Source organism: Mesorhizobium loti (genome assembly GCA_014189435.1).
GTDB classification, from domain to species: domain Bacteria; phylum Pseudomonadota; class Alphaproteobacteria; order Rhizobiales; family Rhizobiaceae; genus Mesorhizobium; species Mesorhizobium loti_G.
Genome location: CP050294.1, coordinates 104,285 through 130,089 on the forward strand (window position 1 = coordinate 104,285; position 25,805 = coordinate 130,089).

Annotated in this window: 20 protein-coding genes and 4 pseudogenes; 6 read left to right on the plus strand and 18 right to left on the minus strand. The window is 60.3% G+C overall.

The features are described 5' to 3' along the window. Positions 1–23: 23 nt before the first annotated feature. Positions 24–4,497 (minus strand): annotated as a pseudogene (locus HB777_35280) (methylase). A 184-nt stretch (positions 4,498–4,681) separates the two neighbouring features. Between HB777_35280 and HB777_35285 the strand changes: the two are divergent. Then, positions 4,682–5,875 (plus strand): DUF1173 domain-containing protein, encoded by a 1,194-nt coding sequence (locus HB777_35285; protein ID QND69082.1) that lies wholly within the window; start codon positions 4,682–4,684, stop codon positions 5,873–5,875. A gap of 36 nt (positions 5,876–5,911) precedes the next feature. Here the strand turns inward: HB777_35285 and HB777_35290 are convergent, their stop codons facing one another. Continuing rightward, positions 5,912–6,376 carry a transposase gene (locus tag HB777_35290; GenBank protein ID QND69308.1) on the minus strand — a complete coding sequence of 155 codons (465 nt, stop codon included), beginning with the start codon at positions 6,374–6,376 and terminating at the stop codon, positions 5,912–5,914. Between the two features lie 511 nt (positions 6,377–6,887). On the opposite strand from HB777_35290, the gene HB777_35295 reads away from it, so the two are divergent. Continuing rightward, a complete protein-coding gene (locus tag HB777_35295) occupies positions 6,888–7,283 on the plus strand; it encodes a hypothetical protein (GenBank protein QND69083.1) in 396 nt (131 codons plus the stop codon). 181 nt (positions 7,284–7,464) lie between these two features. On the opposite strand, the gene HB777_35300 is transcribed toward HB777_35295, so the two are convergent. The 4 genes from HB777_35300 to HB777_35315 all read right to left on the minus strand — a co-directional run bounded on the left by HB777_35300 (position 7,465) and on the right by HB777_35315 (position 12,276). Further along, the gene (locus HB777_35300; GenBank protein ID QND69084.1) at positions 7,465–8,064 is read right to left on the minus strand and encodes a DUF1419 domain-containing protein; all 600 of its coding nucleotides are present in this window, start codon (positions 8,062–8,064) and stop codon (positions 7,465–7,467) included. Positions 8,065–8,196: 132 nt separating this feature from the next. Further along, positions 8,197–8,589 carry a hypothetical protein gene (locus HB777_35305; protein QND69309.1) on the minus strand — a complete coding sequence of 131 codons (393 nt, stop codon included), beginning with the start codon at positions 8,587–8,589 and terminating at the stop codon, positions 8,197–8,199. 119 nt (positions 8,590–8,708) lie between these two features. Then, a complete protein-coding gene (locus HB777_35310) occupies positions 8,709–10,793 on the minus strand; it encodes a ParB/RepB/Spo0J family partition protein (GenBank protein QND69085.1) in 2,085 nt (694 codons plus the stop codon). A 286-nt stretch (positions 10,794–11,079) separates the two neighbouring features. Next, complete coding sequence (locus tag HB777_35315; protein QND69086.1) at positions 11,080–12,276, minus strand: DUF932 domain-containing protein; 1,197 nt, start codon at positions 12,274–12,276, stop codon at positions 11,080–11,082. A 405-nt stretch (positions 12,277–12,681) separates the two neighbouring features. On the opposite strand from HB777_35315, the gene HB777_35320 reads away from it, so the two are divergent. Both HB777_35320 and HB777_35325 read left to right on the plus strand, forming a co-directional pair. After that, the gene (locus HB777_35320) at positions 12,682–12,924 is read left to right on the plus strand and encodes a DUF982 domain-containing protein (protein ID QND69087.1); all 243 of its coding nucleotides are present in this window, start codon (positions 12,682–12,684) and stop codon (positions 12,922–12,924) included. A gap of 194 nt (positions 12,925–13,118) precedes the next feature. After that, positions 13,119–13,337, plus strand: coding sequence for a hypothetical protein (locus HB777_35325; GenBank protein ID QND69088.1), 219 nt, complete (start codon positions 13,119–13,121; stop codon positions 13,335–13,337). A gap of 99 nt (positions 13,338–13,436) precedes the next feature. Here HB777_35325 and HB777_35330 read toward each other — a convergent pair whose 3' ends face one another. Continuing rightward, positions 13,437–13,688 (minus strand): hypothetical protein, encoded by a 252-nt coding sequence (locus tag HB777_35330; GenBank protein ID QND69089.1) that lies wholly within the window; start codon positions 13,686–13,688, stop codon positions 13,437–13,439. 74 nt (positions 13,689–13,762) lie between these two features. Beyond that, positions 13,763–13,958, minus strand: a pseudogene (locus HB777_35335) (cold-shock protein). A gap of 36 nt (positions 13,959–13,994) precedes the next feature. Between HB777_35335 and HB777_35340 the strand changes: the two are divergent. Further along, the gene (locus tag HB777_35340; protein QND69090.1) at positions 13,995–14,291 is read left to right on the plus strand and encodes an EAL domain-containing protein; all 297 of its coding nucleotides are present in this window, start codon (positions 13,995–13,997) and stop codon (positions 14,289–14,291) included. Positions 14,292–14,365: 74 nt separating this feature from the next. Here the strand turns inward: HB777_35340 and HB777_35345 are convergent, their stop codons facing one another. Genes HB777_35345 through HB777_35355 form a run of 3 tightly spaced genes read right to left on the minus strand, consistent with a single transcriptional unit; the run spans position 14,366 to position 17,309 of the window. Next, a complete protein-coding gene (locus HB777_35345; GenBank protein ID QND69091.1) occupies positions 14,366–16,315 on the minus strand; it encodes a DUF3732 domain-containing protein in 1,950 nt (649 codons plus the stop codon). Then, entirely contained in the window at positions 16,312–16,800 is a 489-nt protein-coding gene (locus HB777_35350) for a hypothetical protein (protein QND69092.1), read from the minus strand. Before HB777_35350 ends, HB777_35345 begins: the two co-directional genes overlap by 4 nt. Next, positions 16,797–17,309: a hypothetical protein gene (locus HB777_35355; GenBank protein ID QND69093.1), complete on the minus strand. Its 513-nt coding sequence runs from the start codon at positions 17,307–17,309 to the stop codon at positions 16,797–16,799. Before HB777_35355 ends, HB777_35350 begins: the two co-directional genes overlap by 4 nt. A 93-nt stretch (positions 17,310–17,402) precedes the next feature. Between HB777_35355 and HB777_35360 the strand changes: the two are divergent. Further along, positions 17,403–18,349, plus strand: a pseudogene (locus HB777_35360) (IS630 family transposase). Here HB777_35360 and HB777_35365 read toward each other — a convergent pair. The 7 genes and pseudogenes from HB777_35365 to repA form a co-directional block, all read right to left on the minus strand. Continuing rightward, a complete protein-coding gene (locus HB777_35365; protein QND69094.1) occupies positions 18,294–19,043 on the minus strand; it encodes a hypothetical protein in 750 nt (249 codons plus the stop codon). The pseudogene HB777_35360 and the gene HB777_35365 overlap by 56 nt on opposite strands. Positions 19,044–19,383: 340 nt before the next feature. Continuing rightward, a complete protein-coding gene (locus HB777_35370) occupies positions 19,384–19,992 on the minus strand; it encodes an RES family NAD+ phosphorylase (protein ID QND69095.1) in 609 nt (202 codons plus the stop codon). After that, the gene (locus tag HB777_35375; protein ID QND69096.1) at positions 19,993–20,679 is read right to left on the minus strand and encodes an XRE family transcriptional regulator; all 687 of its coding nucleotides are present in this window, start codon (positions 20,677–20,679) and stop codon (positions 19,993–19,995) included. It abuts the gene before it with no gap. Positions 20,680–20,783: 104 nt separating this feature from the next. After that, positions 20,784–21,371: pseudogene (locus HB777_35380) on the minus strand (DUF1612 domain-containing protein). Continuing rightward, positions 21,368–22,573: a replication initiation protein RepC gene (locus tag HB777_35385; GenBank protein QND69097.1), complete on the minus strand. Its 1,206-nt coding sequence runs from the start codon at positions 22,571–22,573 to the stop codon at positions 21,368–21,370. Before HB777_35385 ends, HB777_35380 begins: the two are co-directional and overlap by 4 nt. 154 nt (positions 22,574–22,727) lie before the next feature. Continuing rightward, positions 22,728–23,762, minus strand: a complete 1,035-nt coding sequence (repB, locus tag HB777_35390; protein ID QND69098.1) for a plasmid partitioning protein RepB — start codon at positions 23,760–23,762, stop codon at positions 22,728–22,730. Next, positions 23,759–24,940, minus strand: a complete 1,182-nt coding sequence (repA, locus tag HB777_35395; protein QND69099.1) for a plasmid partitioning protein RepA — start codon at positions 24,938–24,940, stop codon at positions 23,759–23,761. Before repA ends, repB begins: the two co-directional genes overlap by 4 nt. Positions 24,941–25,805 lie beyond the last annotated feature (865 nt).

The window sequence follows — 25,805 nt, forward strand, 5'->3', positions numbered from 1 at the left end:
ATGGCGGACCCTTGCGCGGTCGTCGGGATGAACAGCCGCAGCTTCCAGGAGATGATCTCGGAGATCAGCCCCAGCGCCTTCAGCCGGGGGACCATCGCGTCGGTGAAGCCAATCAATTCGACACGGTAGTCGTTCATGACCCGGCTGCGGCGCAGAATCAGGCCATCGGCGAGTTGCAGCCCGATCCTGCCTTCCACGAAGCCCGGTCCAGGCATCTTCCGGCGCGAGCTTGGGTACATCGTCGAGCCCCAGATTGCGGAACATGGTCGCGACAAGCGCCGGCGCGATGTGACGGCCGATGATGCGTTCGCCGGCATCGGTCTGGATCCGGTAGACCTGACAATCATGGTCTGGCAGCCGACGCCAGATCGGCAACAGCAGACCCGTCACGATGTGAAAGGTGCTGGTGGTGAACTCCGGGACGGCGGCGACTTCTGCCTGCCACAGGTCGCAGAACAGTTTTCGGTCGGCCGGCTGCCAGTGGGTTTCGGCAAGGGCGTCGAGACCGTAGCGCAGCTCGTCCGTCGGCCGCAGCAGGCGCACGCGGTGCTCTATCGCGCCGTCGTCGAGCATCAGGCTCGCCGTTGGCATCCGGATCGCCGCACGGCTCGACCGCGTGTTGACCAACAGGATCGCTTGCGGCTCGGCCCGGGCGATCGCCAGCGCGTCGACCAGGCCGAGCGGCCGCATACGGTCCTTGCGCGCGACGGTCAGCACATGCGACTGCGCGCCCGAGACCGGATGCGTGTAGACGGTGCGACGATCGGTGACGACGATGCTCTCCGCCGCAATCGTCTCCAGACCTTTGTCATAGGAGCCGGCAGCGATCGCGCCCTCGACCTTAGCCGTCATCAGTTGCTCGAACACTTCGAACAGCAGGTTCTGGGTCTCGATCCGCAGCGCCAGCAGGCGGTTGAGCCAGGTCGTGATCGGCGGCAGCTCGTCGCGCAACCCGCCCTCGTCGGTCGTCAGCGACAGTCCGGTCGCGGTCTCGAAGGTCGAAAGCGAGCAGCCCTCGATCTTGCCCTGGTGCAACAGCCTGTAAAATTGGCGAAGTGCGGCCCGTGCATAGGGGCTTTCCAGATTGTCCTCGGCACGGAACAGCCCCGCCCCACCGGTCTGGCGCTGGCCACGCGTGATCGCGCCCAGCGTGTCGAGCCGTCGTGCGATGGTCGACAGGAAGCGCTTGCCGGCTTTCACGTTGGCGGCCATGGGCCGGAACAACGGCGGTTGCTTCTGATTTGTGCGGTGGGTCCGTCCGAGACCCTGGATGGCGTTGTCGGCGCGCCAGCCGGCCTCGAGCAGATAGTGTTTGCGCAGCCTCTGGTTCTTCACCCCAAGATCGGCATGATAGGAGCGGCCGGTGCCGCCGGCATCCGAAAAGATCAGCACGCTCTTGTCGTCGTCCATGAAGCTCTGGGTCTCGGCGAGGTTGGCCGAGACCTGGCGGTTCTCGACGGCAAGCCGGTCGACGCCGTCGCGGCCGGTCTTCTTGACGATGCGGCGCGAGCGGCCGGTCACCTCGGCGACGGTGTCGGTGCCAAAGTGATGGATTATCTGGTCGAGCGCGCTGCCGACCGGCGGCAACGACGCGAGCCGCTCGATCATCTCGTCGCGCCGGCGAACGGCGTCCCGGCACTGGACCGGGTTGCCATCTTCGTCGTGGACAGGCCGCGAATAGACGTTGCCCTCCGCGTCTGAATATTCCTCGAACAACTGGGTCGGGAAGGAGTGCATCAAGTACCCGCCGACATATTCCCGCGGCGTGATGTCGACATGCAGGTCCGACCATTCCTCGGTCGGGATCTCGGCAAGGCGTCGTTCCATCAGCGCCTCGCCGGTCGAGACGATCTGTACGACCGCCGAATGACCGTCGGCGCGGTCCTGCTCTATCGCGCCGATCAGGGTCGGCGCCATCATCGAGGTGATGAGATGGCTGAAGAAGCGCTGCTTGGTGTTCTCAAAGGCTGAACGCGCCGCCGATTTTGCGTCGCGGTTCAGCGTGCCGGCCTTGCTGGTGATGTTGGTCGCCTCGAGTGCTGCGGTCAGGTTGTTGTGAATGACCTGGAACGCGTCGGCATAGGCGTTGTAGATGCGGATCTGTTCGTCGCTCAGTGCATGCTCGAGCAGGTCGTATTCGACCTCGTCATAAGAGAGCGAACGCGCCGCATAGAGGCCGAGCGATTTGAGATCGCGGGCGAGTACTTCCATCGCCGCGACACCGCCATCCTCGATCGCGGCGACGAATTCGGCGCGGTTGGCGAAGGGAAAATCCTCGCTGCCCCAGATGCCGAGGCGCTGCGCATAGGCCAGGTTCTCGACAGCGGTGGCGCCGGTTGCCGAGACGTAGACGACGCGCGCGTCGGGAAGGGCGTGCTGCAACCGCAGTCCCGCCTTTCCTTGCTGCGACGGGGCGACGTCGCCACGCTCGCTTTTGCCGCCAGCGGCGTTGGCCATGGCGTGGGCCTCGTCGAAGACGATGACGCCATCGAAAGATTTTTTCGCCCCCGACGGGTTTTCTCCAATTCCTGTCTGGCTTTCGGCCCTCCCTGCCGACTCTTCTCCGTTCCCTGTCGGGCCTTCGGCCCTCCCCGCCTCTTGGCCAACCCAGTCGAGGATCTGGGCGATCCGGGATTTCTTGCCTTCCCGCTCCTGCGAGCGGAGCGTCGCGTAGGTTGTGAACAGGATGCCCTCGGCAAGGCGGATCGGCGTGCCCTGGCGAAAACGCGACAGCGGCTGGACGAGAAGTTTTTCCTGACCAAGTGCCGCCCAATCGCGCTGGGCATCTTCCAGTAGCTTGTCCGACTTGGAAATCCAGATCGCACGGCGGCGCCCCTGCAGCCAATTGTCGAGGATGATGCCTGCGACTTGCCGTCCCTTGCCGCAGCCGGTTCCGTCACCCAAAAACCATCCACGGCGGAAGCGGACAGCGTTCGCAGCCCCTTCTGGTGCGGCCGAGACGACATCGCAGGTCTCGTCAACCGTCCAGGTGCCGGCGAGATGGCCGCAATGGGCTTCGCCGGCATAGACGACGCTTTCGAGCTGGGCGTCCGACAGCAGGCCCTCGTCGATGATCGCATCAGGAAGAAGCGGCCGATAGGAAGGTTTTGGTGGCGCGACGGCGGCCATTGCGGCCGACTGCACGAGCGGCGTCGGATGCGGCTTTGCGCGGGGAATGTCGATCGACTGTAGCGCGTAGGGTTCGTAGATAGTGTCGGTGAGCCGCCCGCCCTCTTCCGGCATCCAGTCGCGCAGCTCATAGGCGAGGGGGGCCACCGGCGTGCTGTTTGCCTTGACCTGGCTGGCGGGCTTCGCTCGTGCCATCGTACGGACCGGTTGGATGGCCTTTGGAGCACCCGTTGAGACACCGAGGAGGGCGGCTCTCGCCCCCGATCGGCCGCCCATATGCATGGCGGCATTGCGCGGGATGCCGTTGGACAGTGCGCCGATCGAATCCGGAAAGCCGCCCGGTGTCCGGGGCGGCAGAGCCGTGATCCAGGCGAGCAGCGTTTCGACATCAGTGGCCTTGCCGGGCGACCGGACGAAGTTTTTCGGTTCGGCGGCCGGTACCTTGTCGATAATTGTCAGGCGGGTCTCAGTGGTGGTGCCATGGCGGGCGTAGACACGGCCGTCGATCGCCGCGGTAAAGACAATGGTGCCCTGTTGCTGCAGTTGTTCGAAAGCCGGCCGCCATTTGGGGTTTTCCGGACACAGCCCGGTGCCGGTGATGGCGACCAGGCGCCCGCCAGCGCGCAGGCGTGCGAATGCGGAAGAGAGGTGCCGCCATGCCGCGTCAGTGACATGGCCGTCGACATAGGCGCCGACGCTGAACGGTGGATTGATCAGCACAACGGACGGCTCGATGGCCGCGTCGAGATGATCGTCGATATGGGCTGCGTCGTGCCGCGAGACGGGGACCCTTGGAAACAGCAGTCCGAGGAGATCGGCCCGCGTCGCGGCAAGCTCATTGAGGGCGATCGAGGCGCGCGCCATCTCGGCGTGGACGGCGAGCAGACCGGTGCCGGCCGAGGGTTCGAGAACGAGGTCGCAAGATGCGATCGCCGCGGCGTGCGCCGTGACGAAAGCCAGCGGCAAGGGCGTGGAGAGCTGCTGCATGGCCTGGCTCTCGTCGGAGCGCCGCGTGTGGGTGGGAAGAAGTTCCGCGATGCGCCTCATCATCGCCAGCATTGCCTGAGGCGTGCTCGACCGCGACAAGATCGCCGGACCGAACCGGCGCAGAAACAGCACCTGGGCGACTTCGAGCGCCTCATAAGCGTTCTTCCAGACCCAGAACCCTTGCGCATCGCTGCCGTCAAAACTGGTCGTCATGGCGGTGCGCAGTGCGGCGGTGGTGACAGGCTTGCCCTGTTCGAGAGACGGCAGAAGCAGCATTGCCGCCTGATAGATCGCCTGGGCGGTGTCGATGGCGTCTTGTGCCGGCGCGGCGAGGGAAGCGGCCGTCCGGCCAATGGTCGAGGTGGTCGAAACAATGTTCATGGAGATGTCCTTCGCGAGAGGGGGAGTGGCGCCCGGGCCGGCACTCTCTCCGCACCAGCCGGGCCCCAATCTTCCCGCCTCCCCTCTCCCTCTGGCGCCGATGCACCAAAGGGGTTGCGCTCCGCGCAAAGCCAGACTTGAATGCCCGGACAGGGATGCGGCGCGACCTGGAGCTGTGGAGGGGATGCGACGGTTTAGAATTGGCAGTGCGGTCTACGAGGAGGCAGCGCCTGACCTGCAGGCGGCTCTGGCGAACGCCTATGCCCGCACCGAGCGTCCGCTATGCCTGTGCCGCGAGCCGGGCTGCCCGATGTACATCGCCCGCATCGGCGACCTTCACCTGATCAAGCGCATGCCGCTTAGCGGCGGCGGGCATGATCCATCCTGTGATTCCTATGAATCACCTTACGAACTGTCCGGGCTGGGCGCCTTGATGGGCAGTGCGATACAGCTCGATCCGCAAAACGGCTTGGCCGCCCTCAAGTTGGACTTCAGCCTGTCGAAGACAGGGAGCCGCGCGGCATCGGTGCCTGCGGGGCAAAGTTCCGCCAGCGTAACGGCCGATCCCAGGAGGATGTCGCTGCGTGGCCTGCTTCATTATCTCTGGCACGAGGCTGAATTGACTGTCTGGACATCGAGGTGGGCCGGCAAACGGCATTGGTGGAATGTCCGTTGGCATCTGCTCGAGGCAGCCGGGCAAATGACAGTGAGGGGCGGACCACTCGCCGATATCCTGTTCGTGCCCGAGCCGTTTCGGGCCGAGAACAAGCAAGCCATTGAGCAGCGTCGCAACGCGGTTCTCGGCACGGCGCTCCCGCCGAAATCCGGCCCCCGAAAGTTGCTCGTCCTGGTCGGCGAGGTGAAGGAGATCGTGCCCGCCCGCTCCGGTCAGAAACTCGTCATCAGGCATTTGCCCGGTTTTCCCTTCATGATCGACGATGCATTGCACCGCCGTTTGCAGGCACGTTTCGAGAGAGAATTGTCGCTGTGGGCAGCGGATCCGAACTCACATCTGATGGTGATCGCGACCTTCGGACTGAACCCGGCCGGCCTCGCCATTGTCGAGGAGATTGCGTTGATGGTGGTCTCCGAGAACTGGATTCCTTACGAGACGGTCCCGGAGAAAAGGCTCGTCGATGGGCTCGCCCGCCTTCGCGAGAAGAGCGTGAAGGGATTGCGCTTTGACCTGCAACCCGACCAGCCGATCGCCAATGCATTGCTTCAGAACAGGGACGACCCGATAGCGCTCTTTGTCGTTCCGGCCGGAGCGGACGAAAACTACGAAGCGTCGCTCGACGAAATGATCGCCGCGCGACCGGAGATCGGCTCCTGGGTGTGGCGGGTCGGCGAAGGCGATATGCCGCCGCTACCCCTTTGAGCGTCGGGCGGAATTTCCAACGCGCCTCAGTATGCCCTAGGTCAGGCCGAGCTTCTTCTTGAGCTCGGCATTTTCCTTGCGCAGACGGTCGGCAAGCAGGTTCTTGAGACGTTTGTTTTCTTCTTCGAGCGCGACAAGATCACGGAGATCGCCGCTGTCAGAGGAAGGTGCGGCAGCCCTCTTCCAATAATAGTAGGTCTGCTCCGATATGCCGGCCTGGCCGACCGCAATCTTGCTGGTCGCGCCGGCAGCGATCGATTTCTCGATCTGGGCAAGCTTCTGGGAGCGTTCCTTCTCGGAATATGTCTTGCGGACGGTCTTCGCTGCCACCGGCGCTTCCGCGGCCGGGGGCGCAGGTTTCGCTCCGTTCTTGCGGACCGGCTTTACGAGCTCTGCCTTCGCTTTCTTTGCTCGCGGAACTTTCTTCTTGGATTCAGGCACTTCCACTTTGGCTGGGGCTACTGTCGTCTGAACAGTCTGGGCGTCCTGAAAATCGGCCATCATATACTCCGCTTGTGGTTTATCCCCTTCTTCAGCATCAAGGGGTCTTATACTGAAGTCAATGACCTCCGAATTTGGGAGCGGAGCAGCATAGCCCGGCTGCGTCATCTCCGTGGCAATCTTGGGGAGGTCGAGATCGCCCCAGATCGAATGGCTTGGCTTCTGCTTACCGCGCCTCTGTTTCAGTTCCACGATGAATGGCCGGATCTGGCGCTTCATAGTCTGTTCCTTGATGTGAGCATGACTTGCAAGCCAAGTCGCAGTTTGGGTTAGCGAGTACCCGACGTATCATATCGCTTTCGCCGTGCTTTATCGGAGAAGCCCCGCAACGAGCAAGCGGTGTGTCATGGGCCTAGGGCAATCGGCTCAATGAACGGGGGCAAACATGCCTACCGAGAGAGCGCTGCCTCATACACGCGATGCTCAGGCGTCTAGCCGGCCGAGTGCGATGACTGTGCACAATCCGGCTGGACCGATTGCAATCCTTATATTCTTGGGAACTAATCTTCTCATGGCGGCGGATGAGCTGGACGCGCTTGTTTTCGGGATGGCGGTCGACAGCGTTCGTGCGCTTTCTGTTCCTTTCGCGGAAAAAGTCGCGGAAGTCGCCCACAGAAGCCTGGGCGTTGTGCTTTTCAATTTGCGCATCGATGGCGACATGGAACTTCAGCGCGTCGCCGCCATCCGGTATCCAAGTAATCAGACAGGGGTTCTGGTGCTGGATAAGCAGGGCTTGTTGACCAGCCATTGCATGGTCAATGGCACTTTCTCCAGCTTTATCGCTCCGTTGGAGGACTGGAACACGCTGCCGCTCGCAGCGCAGGCCAGGACGAGTATCGCCGGCCCGGCCAGCCTGTTCATCGGCGCTTTACGCAATGCCGGATACCTCCCGCGTGGCAGGCACTGACCCCAAGTTTTGCTGAGGACCGGATGCTTGTATCCTCGGGGCAGTTGGCCATGCGGTCTCGAAGGTCTTAACAGCTGAGGATGGACGCGGGTGCATCCATTGAGCGAAAGTCGGTCACCGTGATGGAGACTTTCGCCGCCGAAGCGCGTTTCTTATAGATGCCCATCGTCGCCTTCCTTTGTCAGCTCCGACGCAATCGCACTCTGGACAGGAATTCGTCGATCTCGAGATCCGACAGATCATCGAGCAGCCTGAAGGCAGCATCATGCCTTCCGGCGTTAACGAGAATCGTGCGTTTGCCGCTATGTTCGGCCCACCCGGTCTCGGGGTCTGCATTGCGGGCGGTCCCCCTGAGCTCGACAGGGGTTATGTTCCAGATCGCCTCGAGCTTTTCCGCGCGGGTCATGCTGTCGCTCGCGCCGGTCTCGTGGGCGATGGTGGCGGCGCGCATCTTGTCTGGCGACTGCCGATCCGTGAGATCGCAGAAGCCATGAAACCAGCGCTCGCGGCCCCGGATCCGGATCGCGAAGAATACGCTGGTCACGTTGCCCGCCTTATACTCCGACATTCCCAACATGCCGGTGCGCATGAAGAGCGGCGGCAACAAATCTAGCATGAAGTGGTATTCGGACGCGGTGATCTCAAACCACTCGCCTGAATAGGGAGTGCCGGAATTGGGATCGATGCCGGGAGTGTCTTTGTGGCGGCTGAACAGTTGGAACATCTGCTCGCGGGTGGCGACGCCGTCGAGCACCTTCCTGAAGGGTGGATGTGCGGTCATGAGGTTCTCCTCAAGGCAAGTCGGCCACGCGCGGCATCGCCGCGCCATGGCAACTGCTTGCTGTGTTGTGGCTGGCGACGGGCCGAGCCTGCGGCCGGCACGTGCACTGGCGATGATGGGGTTTGCAGGAGTTTAGGCGGCGCGTCGCTCGGAGGAACACGAAGCGTCTCGACCAACCCCGGTGATGGCACGGACGGCGGCGGCGAGCGCCGGGATATCGTCGAGCATGCCGAGTGCGACGAAGTGGTTGGCCCCGCCGATGTAGTCTTTACGGCCCTTGCAGGTGCGGATCAGGATACCGTGACCTGAGGACAAACCGAACTGGCCGACCTGGATGTAGGCGTCGTCGTGGTGCAGGGTAATTTCACCGCAAACGGCGATGCCCGCCCTGTTGGAGCGCAGGTCGAAGCTTCCCTGCGGCAGCGCGAGTTCGGCGGCGAGTTTCTTCAGCCGTGAACGGGCTGTGGTGTGGAAACGTCTCTTCTGCTGCTCGTCGTAGGAGCAGGATCTTTTCCAGTCGAACATGTCGATCTCCATGAAACAAAAACTCCCCGGGCGCGCTGTGGCGATCCCGGGCTTGAGGGTGAGTTGGAACTGGATTGGGCCCGGCGGGAGTGCCGGGCCCGGTGCGAGCGTGAGGCCGGCTATTCGGCGGCCTGAAGGTGGTCGGCCTCGTCGCTGTCTATGGTCACCGGCTTAGCCTCGTCCGACATCTCGCTGGCGGCCGCGTCGCCAGCATCGGCAGACACTTCATCGACCTCAACGCGCAGCGGCTCTGGCAGCCAGTTCGAGCCTTCGAGAAGACGGGCAGCTTCACGGGCCATGATGTCCTTCTTCATGTGGTCGATCAGCTGCGCGGAGTCTGCGCCACGCGCTTCACGGACAGCCTGTAGAATCCGCGCCTTGGTGAGCCTCCCGAGGAACTCGACCGTGGGCGTCCAGCCGGCGTCGACCATGTCGAACTGGAGCGAGCGGCCAAGCACGTCTACATGCTCGAGCGCCTTCGCTCGCCTGTTCCAGGGTTCGACCACCGCATTGAGGGTCAGCGAGACGCAGTGCGCGAAAAGCGCCTTGCGGCTTGCTTCATCGAGGCCGAGAAGGAAGTCCCACAGGCCTTCCGCCTCATCGGGCAAATCGCGGTCCCAGGCTTCGTGCCGCTCGGCGATCTCCTTGGCCCAGGAGGTCTCGGCAAGACCGTCAACCTGGCTGAAGCTGCCGCTCTTCATGCAGATCTCCAGGCACGTGTTCGGCGCGAAGCGATAGAAGACCTGCAGGACGAAGGCATGGAGTGCGGCGATGATGGCGATATCGACGTCGCCGGCGAGCGCGTTGCGTAGCGCCAGCGTGCGCTGCGCCGTCAGGTCGAAGACGAGCCGATCAGGGAGGGGCTTGATGCCATCGTCCTCGCCGTCGTCGCCAGAGGCGTCGTTCACCGGCTGGCCGTTGACGACAACGCCATCGCCGTCGTCGTCGCCATTGGATCGGGTTTGGCCCTCGGTGCCCCCTTCCTCGCCCTCATCGACGTCGCTGGTTTCGGGCCGCGGCTCGTCCTCGGACCGAACGAAACCGGCGTCGACCTGGGGCTTACCGTTCGCGGCAAGCATAACGAACACCCCGGCAATGGTCTTCTGGCCGGGATCGTAGCTTTGAGGACGATCATCGATCGCATCGAGCTCGGCACCCAGTTGGTCAAGCTTCGCCTCGATTGCCTCGTCGGTCTCCTCTGCCTCGGCATAGTCCGCATCCAGCTTGTCGTATTCGGCCTTCAGCGCCTCGTAGCGTTCGATCTCCTCGGCGCTGAGCTCCTGCGCCTCGGCGTAGATGCGCCGCATGCCGGAGGTGTGGCCATAGGGAAAGCTGATCGCCGCCTCGACCCATTTCCAGCCTTCGGCGCGGATCGCCTCGGCATCCACCTTCAGCCTGTCGAAGACAAGCTGCTCGAGGAGCGCGGCATCCTGGAACCAGCCGCCGGAATCCTGCTCGAACAGGTCGCGAAGGACGACGCCTCCAGCCGCTTCATAGGCTTCGGCACCGACATAGACGGCACGGCGATCATCGGCCCGCACCGTCGTCTCCGTCAGCAGGCGCCTGATGTAGTATGGTTCCTGCGTGTGCGAGCTGGCAATCCGCTCCCAGACCTGTTCCTGGCGCGCGTGATCGTCGGAGATCGAAAACGCCATGATCTGTTCGAGCCGGATTTCGTCCTTCTCGTAGAGATCGAGAAGTTTCGGTGACACCGAGGCCAGCCGCAGGCGCTGCCTCACCGTCGCCGGCGATACGAAGAAGCGGGCGCCGATCTCCTCCGGATCGAGGCCCTGATCGCTGAGCGTCTTGAAGGCCCGAAACTGATCGAGCGGGTGCAGGTCGGCGCGCCGCAGGTTTTCGGCAAGCGAATCCTCCTCGGCCGAGGTCTCCTGCCCGCGGTTGACGATGCAGGGGATCGGCTCGTTCTTCGCCAGGCGCTTTTGCTTGATGAGGATGCCGAGCGCGAGATAACGCCGGCCGCCGGCGGGCACCTCGAACGTGCCGGTCTCCTCGCCCTCGCCGTCGAGCACGGGACGTACGTTCAGGCTCTGGATCAGCTTTCGCCGTCCGATGTCTTCGGCCAGCTGCTCGATCGACACCCCGTCCTTGATGCGCCGAACATTCTTCTGCGACAGCATCAGCCTGTCATAGGGAATATTCTCCGCAGCGTTCATCGCGATCTTCTGAATGGCGTTCTTTGCCATGGTCAGGTTCTCCATGACGGGCGGCCCGGGGCCTCTCCCCGAACCTCCAAGCCCGTCAGAACCCTCCCCTCCCCCCTCCGCCTCCAGGCCTCACGCCGACCTGACCCCGGCTCGCGGATCTCGACGCGACCGAGCCGCCCGAGGGGCCTGCAGCATGTTGGCGTCACGGTTCTCCCACGAAAAAAGCGCCGTCCTCTTGCTTCGGAGGACGGCGCTGGGGATTGATGGAGACTGCGCGGAGGCGAGGCCGGCGACGAGAGTTTTCGCCGCTGGGCTCCGCAAAGGATCAGGCGGCGAAATCGAGAAGCTTCTTGGCCTTGCCCTCCATTTCCAGGCGGACATCCTGATGCGACTTGTCCCGCGCGACCCGCGTGATGCCCTGCACGAAATCGAAAATCGATTCTGGCGGCCGGCCTTCCTCAAGCAGCACAGTATCGATGATCTTAGTGGTCTCGGACTTGGAGAAGCCCCGCTTGCGCAGGAAGCTCAGGCGCTCTTCGTCGTCTCTGGCAACGATCCGTTGCCGCGCGGTCTTGATGCCGTTGACGAACGGCATGGGGGAGGAATCGGCAAACTGGATCAGGGCTGGTTCGGCTTCGAGGGCGAAACGGGAGGCCGCGTATTTTGAATGGCGGATGGTGATTTCCTCGAAATCTTCGACCCCCCACAGATTGCGATTCTGACAAACCGCGCGCAGATAGAAGCTGGCGATCCCGAGGGTGCGAGCTCCGACTTCGGAATTCCAGCAGTAGAAGCCGCGGAAATAGAGATCCGGTTCCCCATTCGGCAGCCGCCCGGCCTCGATCGGGTTCAGATCGTCGACGAGGAAGACAAAGATATCGCGATCAGACGCGTAGAGCGTGGTGGTATCGCTGGAGATGTCGACGTGCGGATTGTAGATCCCTGTCGACCAGTCGAGCACTCCGGGGACCTTCCAGCGCGTGTCTCCTGTACCGTTGCCGGCGACCTTTTGCACGGCGTCCACCAGCTCTGAGTCATATATTCTGCCATAGTCAGGGCCTGTTACCGCCCGCAGCTCGAGGCGTCCGTTCTCAATTTCCAGCGTCTTCACCTGCTCGGCGCGGTGGTTGAGGAGACCGTGCTGAAGGTTGATTGCCGCGAGCGGGGCCGGAAGCTGGCGCAGATAAGTGGCCGGCGCGCCGACCAGGCTGGCGAGTTGGCCAAAACTCCAATGCGTGGGGGCGACAGGCGCACGCGCATCGGGCAGCATTAGTCTCAGGCGCTCCGGATCGTCGCGGCTGGCCTCGACGCGGATCAGCTCACTTTCGACGATGCGGGTCTTGCTGGGCTCCGATCGGCTCTTCACCGAATTCCGGAGGTCGGTGAGCGACAGGTATCGCTCGTCCGCCGGCCGGTTGAACCATTCTGACGAGACGCGGCCGATGCGCTGGCCGCGGCTGACGTCAACCTTGTAACCGCCACGCTCGTTGCGCTTTGGCGTGTGAATTTCCATCTGGGTCATGGGTGTCGCTCCTGGGCGGGCGCCGGAAGACTCTCTCCCGAACCTTTACCCGTCACCGCAACCCGCCCGCCCTTTTTCTCTCCCGGCACCCCGCGCCCCTAGAAGCGTCGCCATTGCGGCAGCGGCCTCTTCAAGGCTTGCAACCAGGAAAGAAGGCCCGGCCTTCTGGAAAGCCCGAGCCTAGGACCAAGCGCCGCTGCACCTTCCGGACGCTACAGAATTCCGCTGTGCTCCTTGCGCGAGAAGACCGAGGCAATCCGGGTTGAGGTAGCGGCCTGCTGAAATTGGACAGGCAACTTCTCTCGAGATTGTTTCTCTTCGGTGCCTAGCCAATACCTGTATAAACTGACCCAACGTCATGATACGCGAAGTCCGTGTCATGGTCTGAATTGAAAGTGTAATTGCATGTCGAGCAGGTTCGTCCGGCCCGTGGTGGTGCAAGTTGGCCGGCAGGAGCGTGAGCGCGTCATATTCGACGTGAACGACGCAGCCGCGATCCTGCTGCGCAGTTTCCCCCATCAGACGACGAAGCGAAAACTGGCTATGGATGCATGTCTTCAGGTTCTGCGCGGTGAAGCTCAAACGCCGGTTGCGAGACGGGCCTTCGTCGCAGCGGCGTTGGAAGCAAACATCCTACGCAGCGACTGAGGTCCAAATTGATAGTAGCCTCAATGGCTTCGAAAGTGGCTGTGAAAAGTTGAGCTTCAAGTCAGCACCGCGATACCGGGATTTGTTCAGCCGGCAACAGAGCATCGAGTCCTGCCATCGCGGGAAACAACCCGACGTTCATCTTAAGCGACATTGGTCAGGAAGACCGTAAGTAACGCGATCGGAGATGGGATATGCGAGATTTGCCGGGCGACATCGATGCTGACGTTGTGATTGAAGTCAGTCGGCTTCTCGACGATGCCGAGGATCTCGCACCTTTGCCGGTGCACGAACTGGTCAAGCGGATTCGTACGACACTGCAGACCCGCCTTTCCGATCTAGCAATCGAAAAACTGGTCGTCGAGATGGCGTCTAAACGTGGATTGCCCATGGTCTTCGACAAGCCTGCATGACCGGAGAGACCGGCAGGCCGAGAAAGCGGCCATGTACAAGTCTTCGCCTGCCGGGCTGGCGAAGATAAGCCGTTGGCTTGACAGCTCTGACCATGGTTCTCAGTTCACCGGTGAACCGGCAACGCGATATTGGACGATCTTGGTAGCGGGATGGCCAATCAGTGGCCGGACTTCGTCGCCCCAGTTTTCCAGTTTCTCGCGCGCAAGAAAAAGGCCGAACCAAGGGTCCGGCCAGGTATGAAGGTCAAAACCTCCAGAGGGGAACGCGCCAGACGAATGGGATGAAACATCCGACGCACCGCGCATATGGGTTAGCAAAGATGACACTTCAACGACGCGCCGGTAGGCCACCAGACCTATCCGCTTGGTGCACTGAAGCTTGAAGCTTGCGTGCCTGATGCGCTTGCCTAAATCACATGGCTGGTTCAGCCAGCCTTGCTCAGGTTGCCGGTCCGCCGATCTTGTTCTATCCTATAGTTGACCTTCTGGCCGTCCACGAGCGTCGACACGCCAGCGCGCTCGAGAGCAGAAATATGACAAAACATCCTGTCCACCACCGTCGGGCTGAATGAAGCCAAAGCTCTTGGTCGCGTTGAACCACTTTACCGTTCCAGTCGCCATACGCGTCTGAAGATCGACCGCGTCTTTGTTGACCGAATGGCGACCCGCGCCGGCGACGCAGCCATCGTCAAGGCAATCGTCAGCCTGGGTCTGGGCTTTGGCCTCAAACTCGTCGCCGAGGGAATTGAGAGCGGAGAGCAGGCCGCGACGCTTCGTCGTCTCGGCTGCCCCGAAGGCCAGGGTTACCTGTTCGGCCGGGCCATGCCCTTCAACGAACTCCTACAGGCGGTCGAACAGGATGTACTTCGGGGTGCAAAATTGCCCCAAAAGGCGGGGGGGTCAGCTTCGCGCTCAAAGACGTTCAACGGTCTCCCGCTGCACCCCGACAGCTGACATTTCGCGGACCATGCGAAGCGCTGCGCCGTGAGCGCAAAGATCCATCGCAATAGCGCTGGGTCAGAACACGCCTAGTTCAAAGGCATCTCTGGCCAGTCATCCGGCACTAGCGCCGGCGGCTTGGTCCACGGATCCTCAACTAGGGCCGCCTGGAACCAATCATCGCGAAGATTGGCGTGTTCGGTTACGATCAGTTGAAATCCAGGCACGTCCTTGGTGGTGAAGCGCGCAAGCAATTCAAAAAGCCGTCTAACCGCATTGAGATCAGCGTCCTGCTGCTGCTCGGTCTGCTCAACGGACCCGCCAGCAGCCCGGTATGCACTCTCGGACGGGAAATAGACCTGGGTCGGCTGATCAATCACCATGAATCTTGGAATAGGTTGACCATACTCCGCGGCGAAGCGATGCAGGGATAAAAGCGCCGCCAAATGGTAAGCGAGATGGCTGGCTCCTCCCCCGGATTTGTTCATGTAGACCGGCCTACCCGGACGATCTATTACTACAGTCAGATTGTGCATATCCAATCGTGCTGGATATTGGCTGAACTCACCATTCAAGTCCTTAATGTAACCGGACATATGCATAGCGATGTTGCTAAGCGTCGCCACTAACTTGGATTCGGAATCGTCCGCGCCAAGCCTGCCCTCGATATCGGCAATGTGAGCTTTGAGCCTGCGTTCCTCGCTTAAAAGCCGCTCCAGTTCGTCGTCCGTGGCCAAATTTTCGAGGAAAAGGCTGATTCGACCAACGACGCGGGACGCCGCGTTATTCCTATTGCCCATCTGGGCGATGATCTCGTTTGTGGAGATAGCAGATGACAGTTCCAGTTCCTTGCCACGCATGTCGTCGGTCAGGATGGTGACCTCCCTTCGCTGCCCCAAAAGGAATGCCTCAAGCGCCGGACGTTCGCCCGTTACAGCAGCAAGCTCACGGTCAAGGTTTTCGAGTTCGGCCAGCATCGCTTTTGCGATTGGCGTTTCGATACCCAGATTCGCCTGGGCAAACGGCCATTGCCACTCGCCGGTCGCCTTGTTGAACGGAAGCGCTTTGATCGAGGTGAGCCGGTCGCGCTGCTCCACAACTTCTCCTTCAAAACCATTCGCCCGCTTCGCGAACTGTTCGGCGCTTTCAATCTGTTTTTGGATCTCACGGCGGCGATCGCGCATTGAAGCGAGTTCATCCTCGATCGATGATACGCGGTCACTGTCGTCATCCGGCACGGACTGAGGCTGCCAATCGAGGGCCTGGCGGAGCATCTGGATGACATCGGTTCCAGTATCGCCTCGAACAGGAATTCCTACCGCCCTGGCCTCGGATAAAAGCCCTATGGCCCGTTGTTCCGAATTGTCGATTGCATCCCGAGCCTGATTGACCAGCTTCGCATTTAGCCGAAGGTCACGCTGAGCGGCACGCAGTTGTCCTTCCCAGGTGAACTTATCTCGACCGGAGACGCCCAGCAGGATCGGTAGCGTGTCCTTTATCGCTTGAGGCTGAAACGGCTCATTCTGACGGTAGAAAAGTTGGTCCTTGTTCGCGACGATCCCCTGTTTCTGGAACAGGTAGTAGAGGGTGTGCTTGATGTTGGCGTCGTAGCTCTCCCGGCTGCTCTCGATGGCCACCTCGGTGGTGTTCTCGGGAATACCCAGCAACTGAGATAGTAGCGAAACCACCCCATCATCGTTGTCGTTGATCGCAAGCTCATCGTGATCAGGGGCTTGGACGTCGGCGCCGCGCCTGATCATAACGCTGCTCGCGCTCAGGGCGCCCGGTGCCGGCGCGGGCTTGGCCACCAAGACCTCCTCGCCGGCGAAGCGATAAATAACAGCATACCAGGCCACCTTATCTCGAATAACACCTTCTGGGACGTTGAAGGTCGACCGTCCCATGCAGTACTCGATAATCTCCGAAAGTGCGGATTTGCCGGTGGAAGACTGGCCAGTAATGACGTTGAGCCCATCTTGGAACTGCAAATCGCGGCGGCGGCCATCATCGCTGTAGATGTGGATGGATTTGATCTTCATGGCCGTATGCCCATGGTTGAATAAATGGTGCTGCTGTGACCAATGCGCGCAAATTGCTTGCCCAGGAAAGCCGCGGCGCGTTGAGTGGCTTTGGATTCCTCCGTGCCGGTGACGGTCTTTTTAACGCCATCGCCCACTACGATTAGCCGTCCTTCGGACTGCACGCTCATCGTGCCGACACTGTTGAGCACTCCCAAAGCCTCAAGCGTGAATGGGAAAATGTCGATGCACCGTTGGCCAAAATCGACCTGCAATTCCGGATGATCGGCGATGACCTTGAGCAGAAAATTCTTATTGCCACGTTGGATGACTTCACGCGACTGCCGCTGCAACGTCAACGGCAGGATCAACAATGACATGGAGAACGGCATGCCCCTGTCATCGATCTCCTGAAACGTGGCCATGGCCCTGTATAGTACGAGCCCACAGAAGGCCGGATTGAAGAGGTTTCTTACCTCGATCGGTCGCCTGTCCCAGTGCTTCATGCTGCCGCCTCCAGTATCTTGACGAGGCGTTCAAGAAACCTCGGATGCCAATGCACCCTCGGTGTAGGTCGGTCATTGGCCAGCATCTGAAAGGCGCCTCGCACAACGTAGGGCTCGGTGACCCTCTCGCGTATCCGCAGGTGTGAGGTGTTGGTCAGCGCCCACAGATAAAGCGCGTTGCCCGCCTCGACACAGGCGTCATCGTGGCTTCCCTCGTTGATCTTCTCGCAAAGGATGGCCTTGTGCCTATCCCACTCCTCTACCAGGCGATCTTCGTATTCCTCAATTTCGCCAGCTATGACCAATCGTTCACGCGCCCAGAGGGAACGCTGCTCGAAGGCGCGATAATAGTCGATGATTGCGTGCTGTATCCTCTTCTCCGAAAGCTTTAGGGCATGGAGCTGGATAACGAACGTGCGTTTGTCGTTGGATGGATCGATGTCGCCGGGCTTCTTGTTCTGGAAATCGATCGGCAGATTGTCCGATCTGAACTGTTCTGCCAGGAGCACTAGAGCATTTTCCGTGAACGCCGAGTCACATTTGGGATTCACGCGGTGGCGGAAGTCTGTTTCATTTTCCCTGTGATTTGCAGGGAGATGACGATGACACGCAGCTTGAGTGCGGACCTTCGCGGTCGGGTGATTTTGGCTATATCGGAGGGTGTTTCGACGCGGGAGGCAGCACGCCGGTTCCGGATCGGGATTGCTACGGCGGGGAACTGGTATCGCCGCTATCGCGAGACGGGTGAGATGGCGGCACGCAAGCAGGGCCAACCGTCGCGCTCGAAGCTTGATCCTCACGAAGCCTTCATCCTCGGCCTGATCGAGGAGACGCCCGACATCACTCTGGCGGAGATTGCCGAGAGGCTGGCGGCCGGGCATGGCGTGCGCGTGGTTCCTTCGACGATCTGGATGTTTCTCGACAGGCGCTGCGTCACGTTTAAAAAAAGACGGCGCATGCCAGCGAACAACAGCGCCCCGACGTCAAGGCGCGCCGTTGCGCCTGGTTCGACGGCCAGCTCGATCTCGACCCCGAGAAGCTGATCTTCATTGATGAGACTGCGGCCTCCACCAAGATGGCGCGGCTGCGCGGGCGGGCCAAATGTGGCGAACGCTGCCGTGCGCCGGTTCCTCATGGTCATTGGAAGACCACGACCTTCACCGCTGGACTGCGGCTGAACGGCCTGACCGCACCGATGCTGCTCGACGGGCCGATGAACGGCGCCGCCTTCCTGGCCTATGCCGAACAGGTGCTCGCGCCTGAACTTTCTCCCGGCGACATCGTCGTCATGGACAACCTGCCGGCTCACAAGATCACCGGCGTTCGCGAGGCCATCCAAAGGACCGGCGCACGGCTTCTGCTGCTGCCGCCATATTCGCCCGACTTCAATCCCATCGAGATGGCGTTCTCGAAGCTCAAAGCCCTACTCAGAAAAGCAGCCGCCCGCTCCATCGATCAACTCTGGTCCGTCATCGCCGACTGCCTCGACGCCTTCAAACCGGCCGAATGCCGAAACTACTTCGAGGCAGCCGGGTATGACCCGGAGTAACTCGAATCTGCTCTAGCTTATCAGAGACTTCCTGGACCTTTATAGACGGCCCTGCCTTGCCAGTGAGGACAAGGATCACCAAATCCGACCACCACCCCTCCAGCCGGGAGAATAGGGCCTCGCGATCCTCCTTTCTGGTCGTGCGCAGTCGTTGGTCGATCAGCGCTGGGATATCATCGATCCGCGGAGTGCTCGGCGAGATCGTGATGCGCCCGTAGAAATCCTGGGCCTCGACGGTGGTGAGGCCTTCGAGGTCTGCCTTCACCTTGTCGATGTCCTTGGACACGCTGGAGGCCAGGGCGCTGGCGGCCTCGGTGGCGCGGAGTTCACTCGACCCACCTGCACCAACGAAATGTTGCAAGAACGAACCTGGGGAGACGCTGGCGGTGCTGTACAGGATGAACCTGGCGTTGGAACCCGACCTGCCCGACGATTTATAATAACTCACCCACACCCGAACCGACTTCCAGAAATCCACGGAAAGATCGGAAAGGCTCTCACCCTTGGCCTTGTGCTTGAGCGAGCCCAGCGACACCTGGCCATCTGCCGCAACGAACTCGACGTCATCGTTCCGCTCGATGTAGACTTCGCCATCCTCAGGCAAATCAAACATCCTGAGCAGGGCATATCTGGACTGGAAGATATAGCCGAGACCTGGTTCTGCTGCAGAGAATTGGGACGTGATGCCGCTCATGCTGTTCCGCCGGCCCAGCGCAAAATGATTTCGTCAGATGCCAATGCTAGGTCCCCTCCCAGAGCAGTCTGTTCAATACTGAGGTCTATGCCAATTGGAATCAATGGCAATCGAGGAAGAACGATTTCCTAAATATTGGTGGCGAGGCGGCGACCACATGGAATGAACGGGAGTTGCTCAGATGTTCGACTGCGCGAACGAATGGCAGCTTTGATCTTCGGCTTCCCAGAACCGGCCAGTCCCCTCTCGGCCCCACACCGGTCGTTCGGTTGCTCCGGCTTAGTGGACGCTTCTGGCGCTACAGCCCTCTCGCCAAGCGATACGGATCCGAGCTGGATCTTTACACCAACCCCACTCTGAAATCCTCCAGAACCTGAGCCAGCCCTCGCGCGCCGAGAAGGGCCGTAACATGCTTCGCCTGAAGCTTCGGTACCGCGCGATCGTAAATGGCAAGATTGGTCGCCTCATTGAGGCGCGAGGGATAAATGATCCCGTCGGGCTCAGATGGGTGCTTGTGAAACGCCAGAGACCACCGGCGTGCCAGGTTCTGGCGCTGTGCCCGAACGACATCGGTCGGCACACCCGTCCGAACGGCATTGTCGCCTCTGAGATCGACCAGGCGTAGGTCTGTCGTGGTCGCGATCTCCGCGTAGCGCCGTCGGGTCAGCTCCACCTCCTCTATTGGAAGATCGTCAAGGATTCCTTCGCGGCGGTCGCGTAGCACGGTCTCTAGGAAGCACACCTTCAGGGAGTCACCGAGGTAAAGAACGCCAAACCGGTTGGCGTCAAGACGGCGTCGAGGATCGCTGAACCGGCTCGGCGACTTCCCGTACCCCAATGGATCAGGATAGGTGCTCCAATAGATCCGACCGAACGACCGACCCCGCGGTATGGTCTCGATTTCGAGCTTTGCGCGCGCGAAATCGGGTGGAGGTGGAACGCCGGGCATTCAGTCGAAATCGCCCCTGGCCATGCCTTCCGCCGCGGCCAAAACCGAGGCGTCATCGCCTTTTTGAAGGGCTTGAAGGCCGGTCCGCCCATCGAGGGCACCATGGCGCGACACCAGAAACCGATAGACGGCCCAGGCACTATTGCCCAACATGGCATGCAACGCCGGCAATGCGCCGAAGGGACGACCGTCCTTGTCGAGTTGCCAGACAGGGAAGCGGAAACCACGTTTGGCCCCATCGATCCCGAGCACCTGTCCGCTTTGCCGCCTGGCGTTGACCGTCACGCGCGACGTGCCAAGCAGCTTGGCAAAGGCATCCGCGCTCAGCATCTCCTCGCCGGCGACAATTTCGGCGACACGCTTGCGGCCGCGCGCGCGCGCTCCGGCAAGAGCCGCCTCGAGTTCGGCATCGGGCATGCCCGCGTCCTCGACGGGAAAGGTATCGTCCGAAGCGATCGGTTGCTCTTCGACCGGCGTGATCGTCTGCGCATCAGCCGCCGGATCGACCTCTACCCGAAACGATACGCGGTGGCCGATCTTGCGGCTGCGTGCGATCGCTTCCTGATAGCGTTCGAGCAATACCTTCTTGAAGTCTGCCTGTGCCGGAAGCTTTGTCGTGAAGCTCAGGGTGGCGACTCCCGCCTGCGATGCGGTCCCGCTATGATTGCTGCGTTTTGGAGCGACCATGATGACAACCTCCTGCTGGCACCAATATGGTTGCAAATCGAAAGTTCGTCAAGTTCGATAATTTCGTAAAGTTAGTAGCGAATGGCTGCGGACTAAACAATTCCTCATGCCCGAAAATTTCCCCTGCCCGTCATCTCGCGCAGGTCGAGCTCGCCGACCAGGTTGAGCGCTCGCTGTTCTGTCACCTTCAGCCCGTCCTGGATCAGGCTTGTCGAGACAAGTGGCCGCGAGACCACCAGTTCGACCAGGTCGGCCAATTTCGAGTTGGAGCGCCGTTGTTTGAGCCGCCGCTCCATCTGGCTTTTCGCCAGCACGAGACAGTCATGCTCCTTCAGGCCACTGCTGCATCGTGAATGGCATCGAGAGAGGCCAGCAGGCGATCGCTCCGATTGCGCGCCTGCCGCCGCTCCCTCGGAATGTCTTTGGCGCCGAGATGCAGGCTGGAGCGATGGTGCGCGGCAAGCGCCTTCCTGCCGCAGGAGCGCGGCCACCAGTGGCGGCCCTAGCCAGGCGGCGTGCTGCAGCACTTCGATGTTTTGCCAAGCCTCGAGCAGAATCGCGGCGCGCATCACCGACGGCCACTCCCGCGTGGCGGCGAGCTTGGCCTGCCGTGGCGCTAACGATCGACAAGACCGCTCTCTCGCGCTTGAACTAAACGCAAAGCGATAAGCTGCGGGATTGGCGACCGTCATCCCGTCATCCTCGCCGTCGCCCCGTTCGCCTTGAGCGCCGCCATCAGCATCGGCCCGACTGAGAACTGCCCTGCCGTCGCTTTTTCGGTCAGTACCCGCAGATAGCCGCCGGCCGAGCTGATGTGCTGCGCCCTTTGTAGGATGCAGGCAATCACGATCGCCGCGACCTCCTGGCCCATCACATGGCAAGCCTCCTCATACGCTGACGGCGAAACGCCCAGATATCCCCGCACCTGAGCGGCGGTTATCATGAGATCGCGCCAATTGCCGATGCCGTCGACGGCATAATCCCCAATTTCGGGGCAGGCCTTCAGCACCATCCCCAGCGGGTATGTTTTCGGCGCCTCTGCGGTCCTCGTCCTGGGCTCGGCCGTTGCCCCGCTTTTCTCTAAAGCAGGTTCAAATTCAAGAATAGAGTCGGTATTTGAATCAGATTGCTGCCGCTCGTTTTGAGAGTCATTGCCGATCGGATTCGTGGATTTCATATGGATTTCCAGCAGCTTATCCACATCATCACGCAAGGCGGCCAGATCGGCAACGATGGGCTCGAGCTCGGCAATACAAGCTCGGCGCGGAATTGCCTCCACAACGCCGCGGAAACGCTTCCACAGGCCTCCCCAGTCTCCCGGGACATCCTCGTCAAGGGCCGCCTCTATCAGCTTGTGGATGTCACGGCGGTGCAAGGTGATCCGCTCGCGCATAAGCCTGAGCGCCCTTTTGTCGGCGCGAATACGCTCGGCCGCCGCCTCGAACTCGTAAGCACGGGCCAGCAGGGGCGCCAGGGAGAAGCCGAATGCTTCCTCGATCTCCCCTCCCCGGCCCTTGCGGGCGTAACGTTTGCCGTTCGGGCTATCCCGACGGATGATCAGCCCGCAGTCAACAAGAGCCGCCAGGTGCCGCCTGACGGTGGGCTCAGGCATTCCGTGCGCCCTGAGCGACAGCTGTGCGTTCGAGGGAAAGACGATGAGGTCGTTTTCCTCACTCAATTCGCTGTCAGGATAGAATGATATCAACGCATTCAGCACGGCCAAAGCGCGATCGCCAATGCCGACGACGCTCTTGCCCTCGCACAGGTTGCGGTAGATCTGCCACTTGTCGACGACCCTGCCCTTGGGGATTTCACGTGAATCGTTTTGCGCTGCCAGCATGGCAAGCGACATCGGCCGCCGCCCAAAGGGCGTCGTTGCAATACCCGTCTCCATTTTCTTTCACCCTCTATCAGGCAAAAGAAACCTGCTCGCCAAAACGACGCCAATGACTCTTGACAGTGATTCGTGGAGATGCGATTCTCAGAGTGCTTAGTTCAGAGAGAGGCTTCCACGGCTTGCCGTTTGGGGGCCTTTTTCTTTTGCGGTTTCAGACTCCTTGTTTCGTGGAGGACTTCCGAAAGGCCTCAAACAGGTCGTCCAGTTGTCCGGCGATAAACGCTGCGAAACGCGATCCTTCAGCCTCTCCCACCGCAATCATGGTAGTTTTTCCGTTGTCTTTGAGGCTGACGCTCACTGTTTTGTCTGGAGCAGCCCAGGATTTCATAGCAATCGTGGGCTTTGATGGCTTGGCCGGACCCGCAGGGTCTTTGATCGCATCACGATCCAATGGCAGCGTCTCAAGCAGAATAATGAATCTGTCGTCGGACGTTGCCTCGCGGAATTTGTTTTTGCGAACAAGATCGGAAGCTTTTGCGAGTGAGCCGTCGATGGAATAGCGGTTCGAGAATTCCTGCCATCGTCCTCGACCAATCCCGGGAGCTTTACCAATCGATTGCAGTATCTCCTTATCGACAGAGGAGGCGATTTTGATCATCTCGGAGACATGCGATTTTCCTGTCGACAACGAAGCGCAGATGGTGTCCCGTTTGTAGCCCGCTTCCTGCTGCGCAAGCGCAAAAGCGCACTTTTCAATGTATGAGAGATCCTCTCGAGCAGTGTTTTCTTCGCCTTGGAAAATGACTGCTTGTTCATCAGTTAACTCGCGGACGGCCGCTTTGAATCCGATCCCAAGCTGCTTAGCCGCCGCTAGTCTTCTGCGACCATAGACGATTTGAAACTCGCCATCCTTGCCTTGTACTGGCCGAACCAATCCAGGGACAATTTGACCGCGCTCCCGCATGGATTCTGTGATCTCAGCAATGGCTGAAACTTCGTAGGCGTCATCATATCGATCGGTGATAGATGACGGCCGTATTTTGTCGGGATCGAGTTCAATGATCTGTTCGCCTGACTTCAGTAACTTGTCGGCGATATCGCTACGCTCTTGCATTTGGCGAACACCAGCCGCCACCTTCATCAGGTGTGGCGATGATGTGCGGCGGCTAACCCCCTCCTCCGAATTCTCCTCCCCGAGTTGCCCCAAAACAGCAGCAAACATGCCCTTAGAATCTTTACGGCTCACTGTTCACGCCTCCATGCCATTGTGATGAGGCTTTCTATTTCCGCGTTCGCGGCGTTGATCGATTCGATTGCACGATCATAAGTTTTAGGTGCCGAGAACCGCGATCGTTGCACTTCATAGAGGCTCTGCTTCCAAGTAAGAGCGTCCGCTACCGCAGTGGATTTGGAGACCGAATTCAGAAGTAGATCCTCGCCAAACACTTGGCGCATTAGGGCCTGCATGTTGGCTTGCGGGTGGTCGTTGGCCTCAAACTTTGTGATGAGGAATTTGGCGAAATCCCAACGCGCGCCTGCACCAGCCTCATCCAGGATTTGCATATAAGATGCGGCCAGCTCCAAAAACTTCCCTGTGGAGTCAACATCGAGCATGTGCGCTGGTACTGGGATTAGGACTCCGGTAGCGGCAGTGAGCGACGAAAGCGTCAGGAAATTGAGTGACGGCGCGCAGTCGAGAAGAACGATATCGTAGCTATCGACGATCTGTTCGAGGGCCTGTGACACTCGAAGCAGGAAACTGGTTCCTCCGCTCTTGCGCATCTCAAGGGTAACGGCCGTTTCGAATTCTGTTAGCTCAAGACCGGCGCAGATGACGTCGAATCCGATGATATGCGTCTGATGAATAATCTTTTCCGTTGGCACCGGATCATCAAACCGAATCGCCGAGTAAAGGGTGTCACCTTCTCGGTAGTCAAATCCGGGTAACGCTCCCTGCAGACTTGTTAACGACGCCTGGGGATCCATGTCGACCGCGAGAACACGATATCCACGTAGTGCCAACCAATGACCCAAGTGAATAGTGGTCGCTGTCTTGGACGATCCACCTTTGAAGTTCGTGATCGCGATGATCTGGCAATCCTCGCCCTTAACACGACGAGGATTGATCCATTTCTTCCGCGCCTTTTCCGCCAGGTGCATCCGTAGGTCCAGCACCTGCTCCACGGAATATAGGCGCTTTCCGGTGGTCGTTGTCTCTGGCTCGGGTCCCTGCCCTTTTAAGGAGACCTGCCGTATGTAAGCTTCGGTCACTCCTAGCAATGCTGCCACTTCCGTCGAAGTGAATTTGCGCATCGTGCGAACCGCGTCAGGAGGATACTGAGCCAGCGAAAGATTGTTGAGTGCCTTCTCGAGTTTCGTCGAGAAGGTATTCATGAACTGAAGGCTACTTAGATGCCGCGTCACCCAGATTCTCCTCTTGCACCCAGCGCCTATTGATAGCGACTGTGGTTAACAAGCTGTTAACGCCACGCCAACTACGCCAACTTTTCGAATTACGCGGTTTTCCCGTTACTGGGCTTATGCCCGATTCGGAGAATTCGGGCAAATGGACATAAGGCGGTTCCCAGCTGGGAACTTTTCGTGATCGCGGGCTTCCTGTACCGTCAAAGTTGCGCATCAGGTCTTGAAAATTGCAGCTATGAAGCTGGAGCATGGGCGCACGGGCAAGCCCGTTGCCCGCTTTGTTCTCGCACATAGTCGACGTCGGTGTTCCGGTTGGCCTCTAGCTTCCGCGTACGGAGGCGAGCGACCTACAACAGCGTGGGTAGCTTCGGCGCATGGAGAGAGACCGCCACATTGGGGCGGCGGCGAAAATCCCGTTGTGACGGCAGGCACGGAGCTCGCACAGGTCCTTCGCGTCGGAGACGATGGGTTGTGTTTGTGATGCAGCCATGCCACCCACTTCCGATGTCGCTTCGGTGATAGCCTCTACAAGGCTGGCCAGTTAGACGCCCCAGGACCCCTTCCTGCAATAAGGTATTCTTTCCGGGCGGGTTCCTGTGAATGGCACTTCAACGAAAAGGATTTGTCGCCAGCCGTCACACGCGATTTGACAGCAATCAACACCGTTTGGCACGTGGGCGTCCGTCCACGCACCCTCCCCGGTGGGTCGACGACGAGGCAAGCAAGAGGCTGCTGCAGTCGCCAGGCAACTTCCCTCTGGGTCCAAGTGTTGGTGAAGGATCCTGAGGACGTATCGAAAAGCAAACTTCTCGCACAACTCTAGCCTAGCACGCACCACCCGTACTTTGAGTTCCCAGCTGGGAAC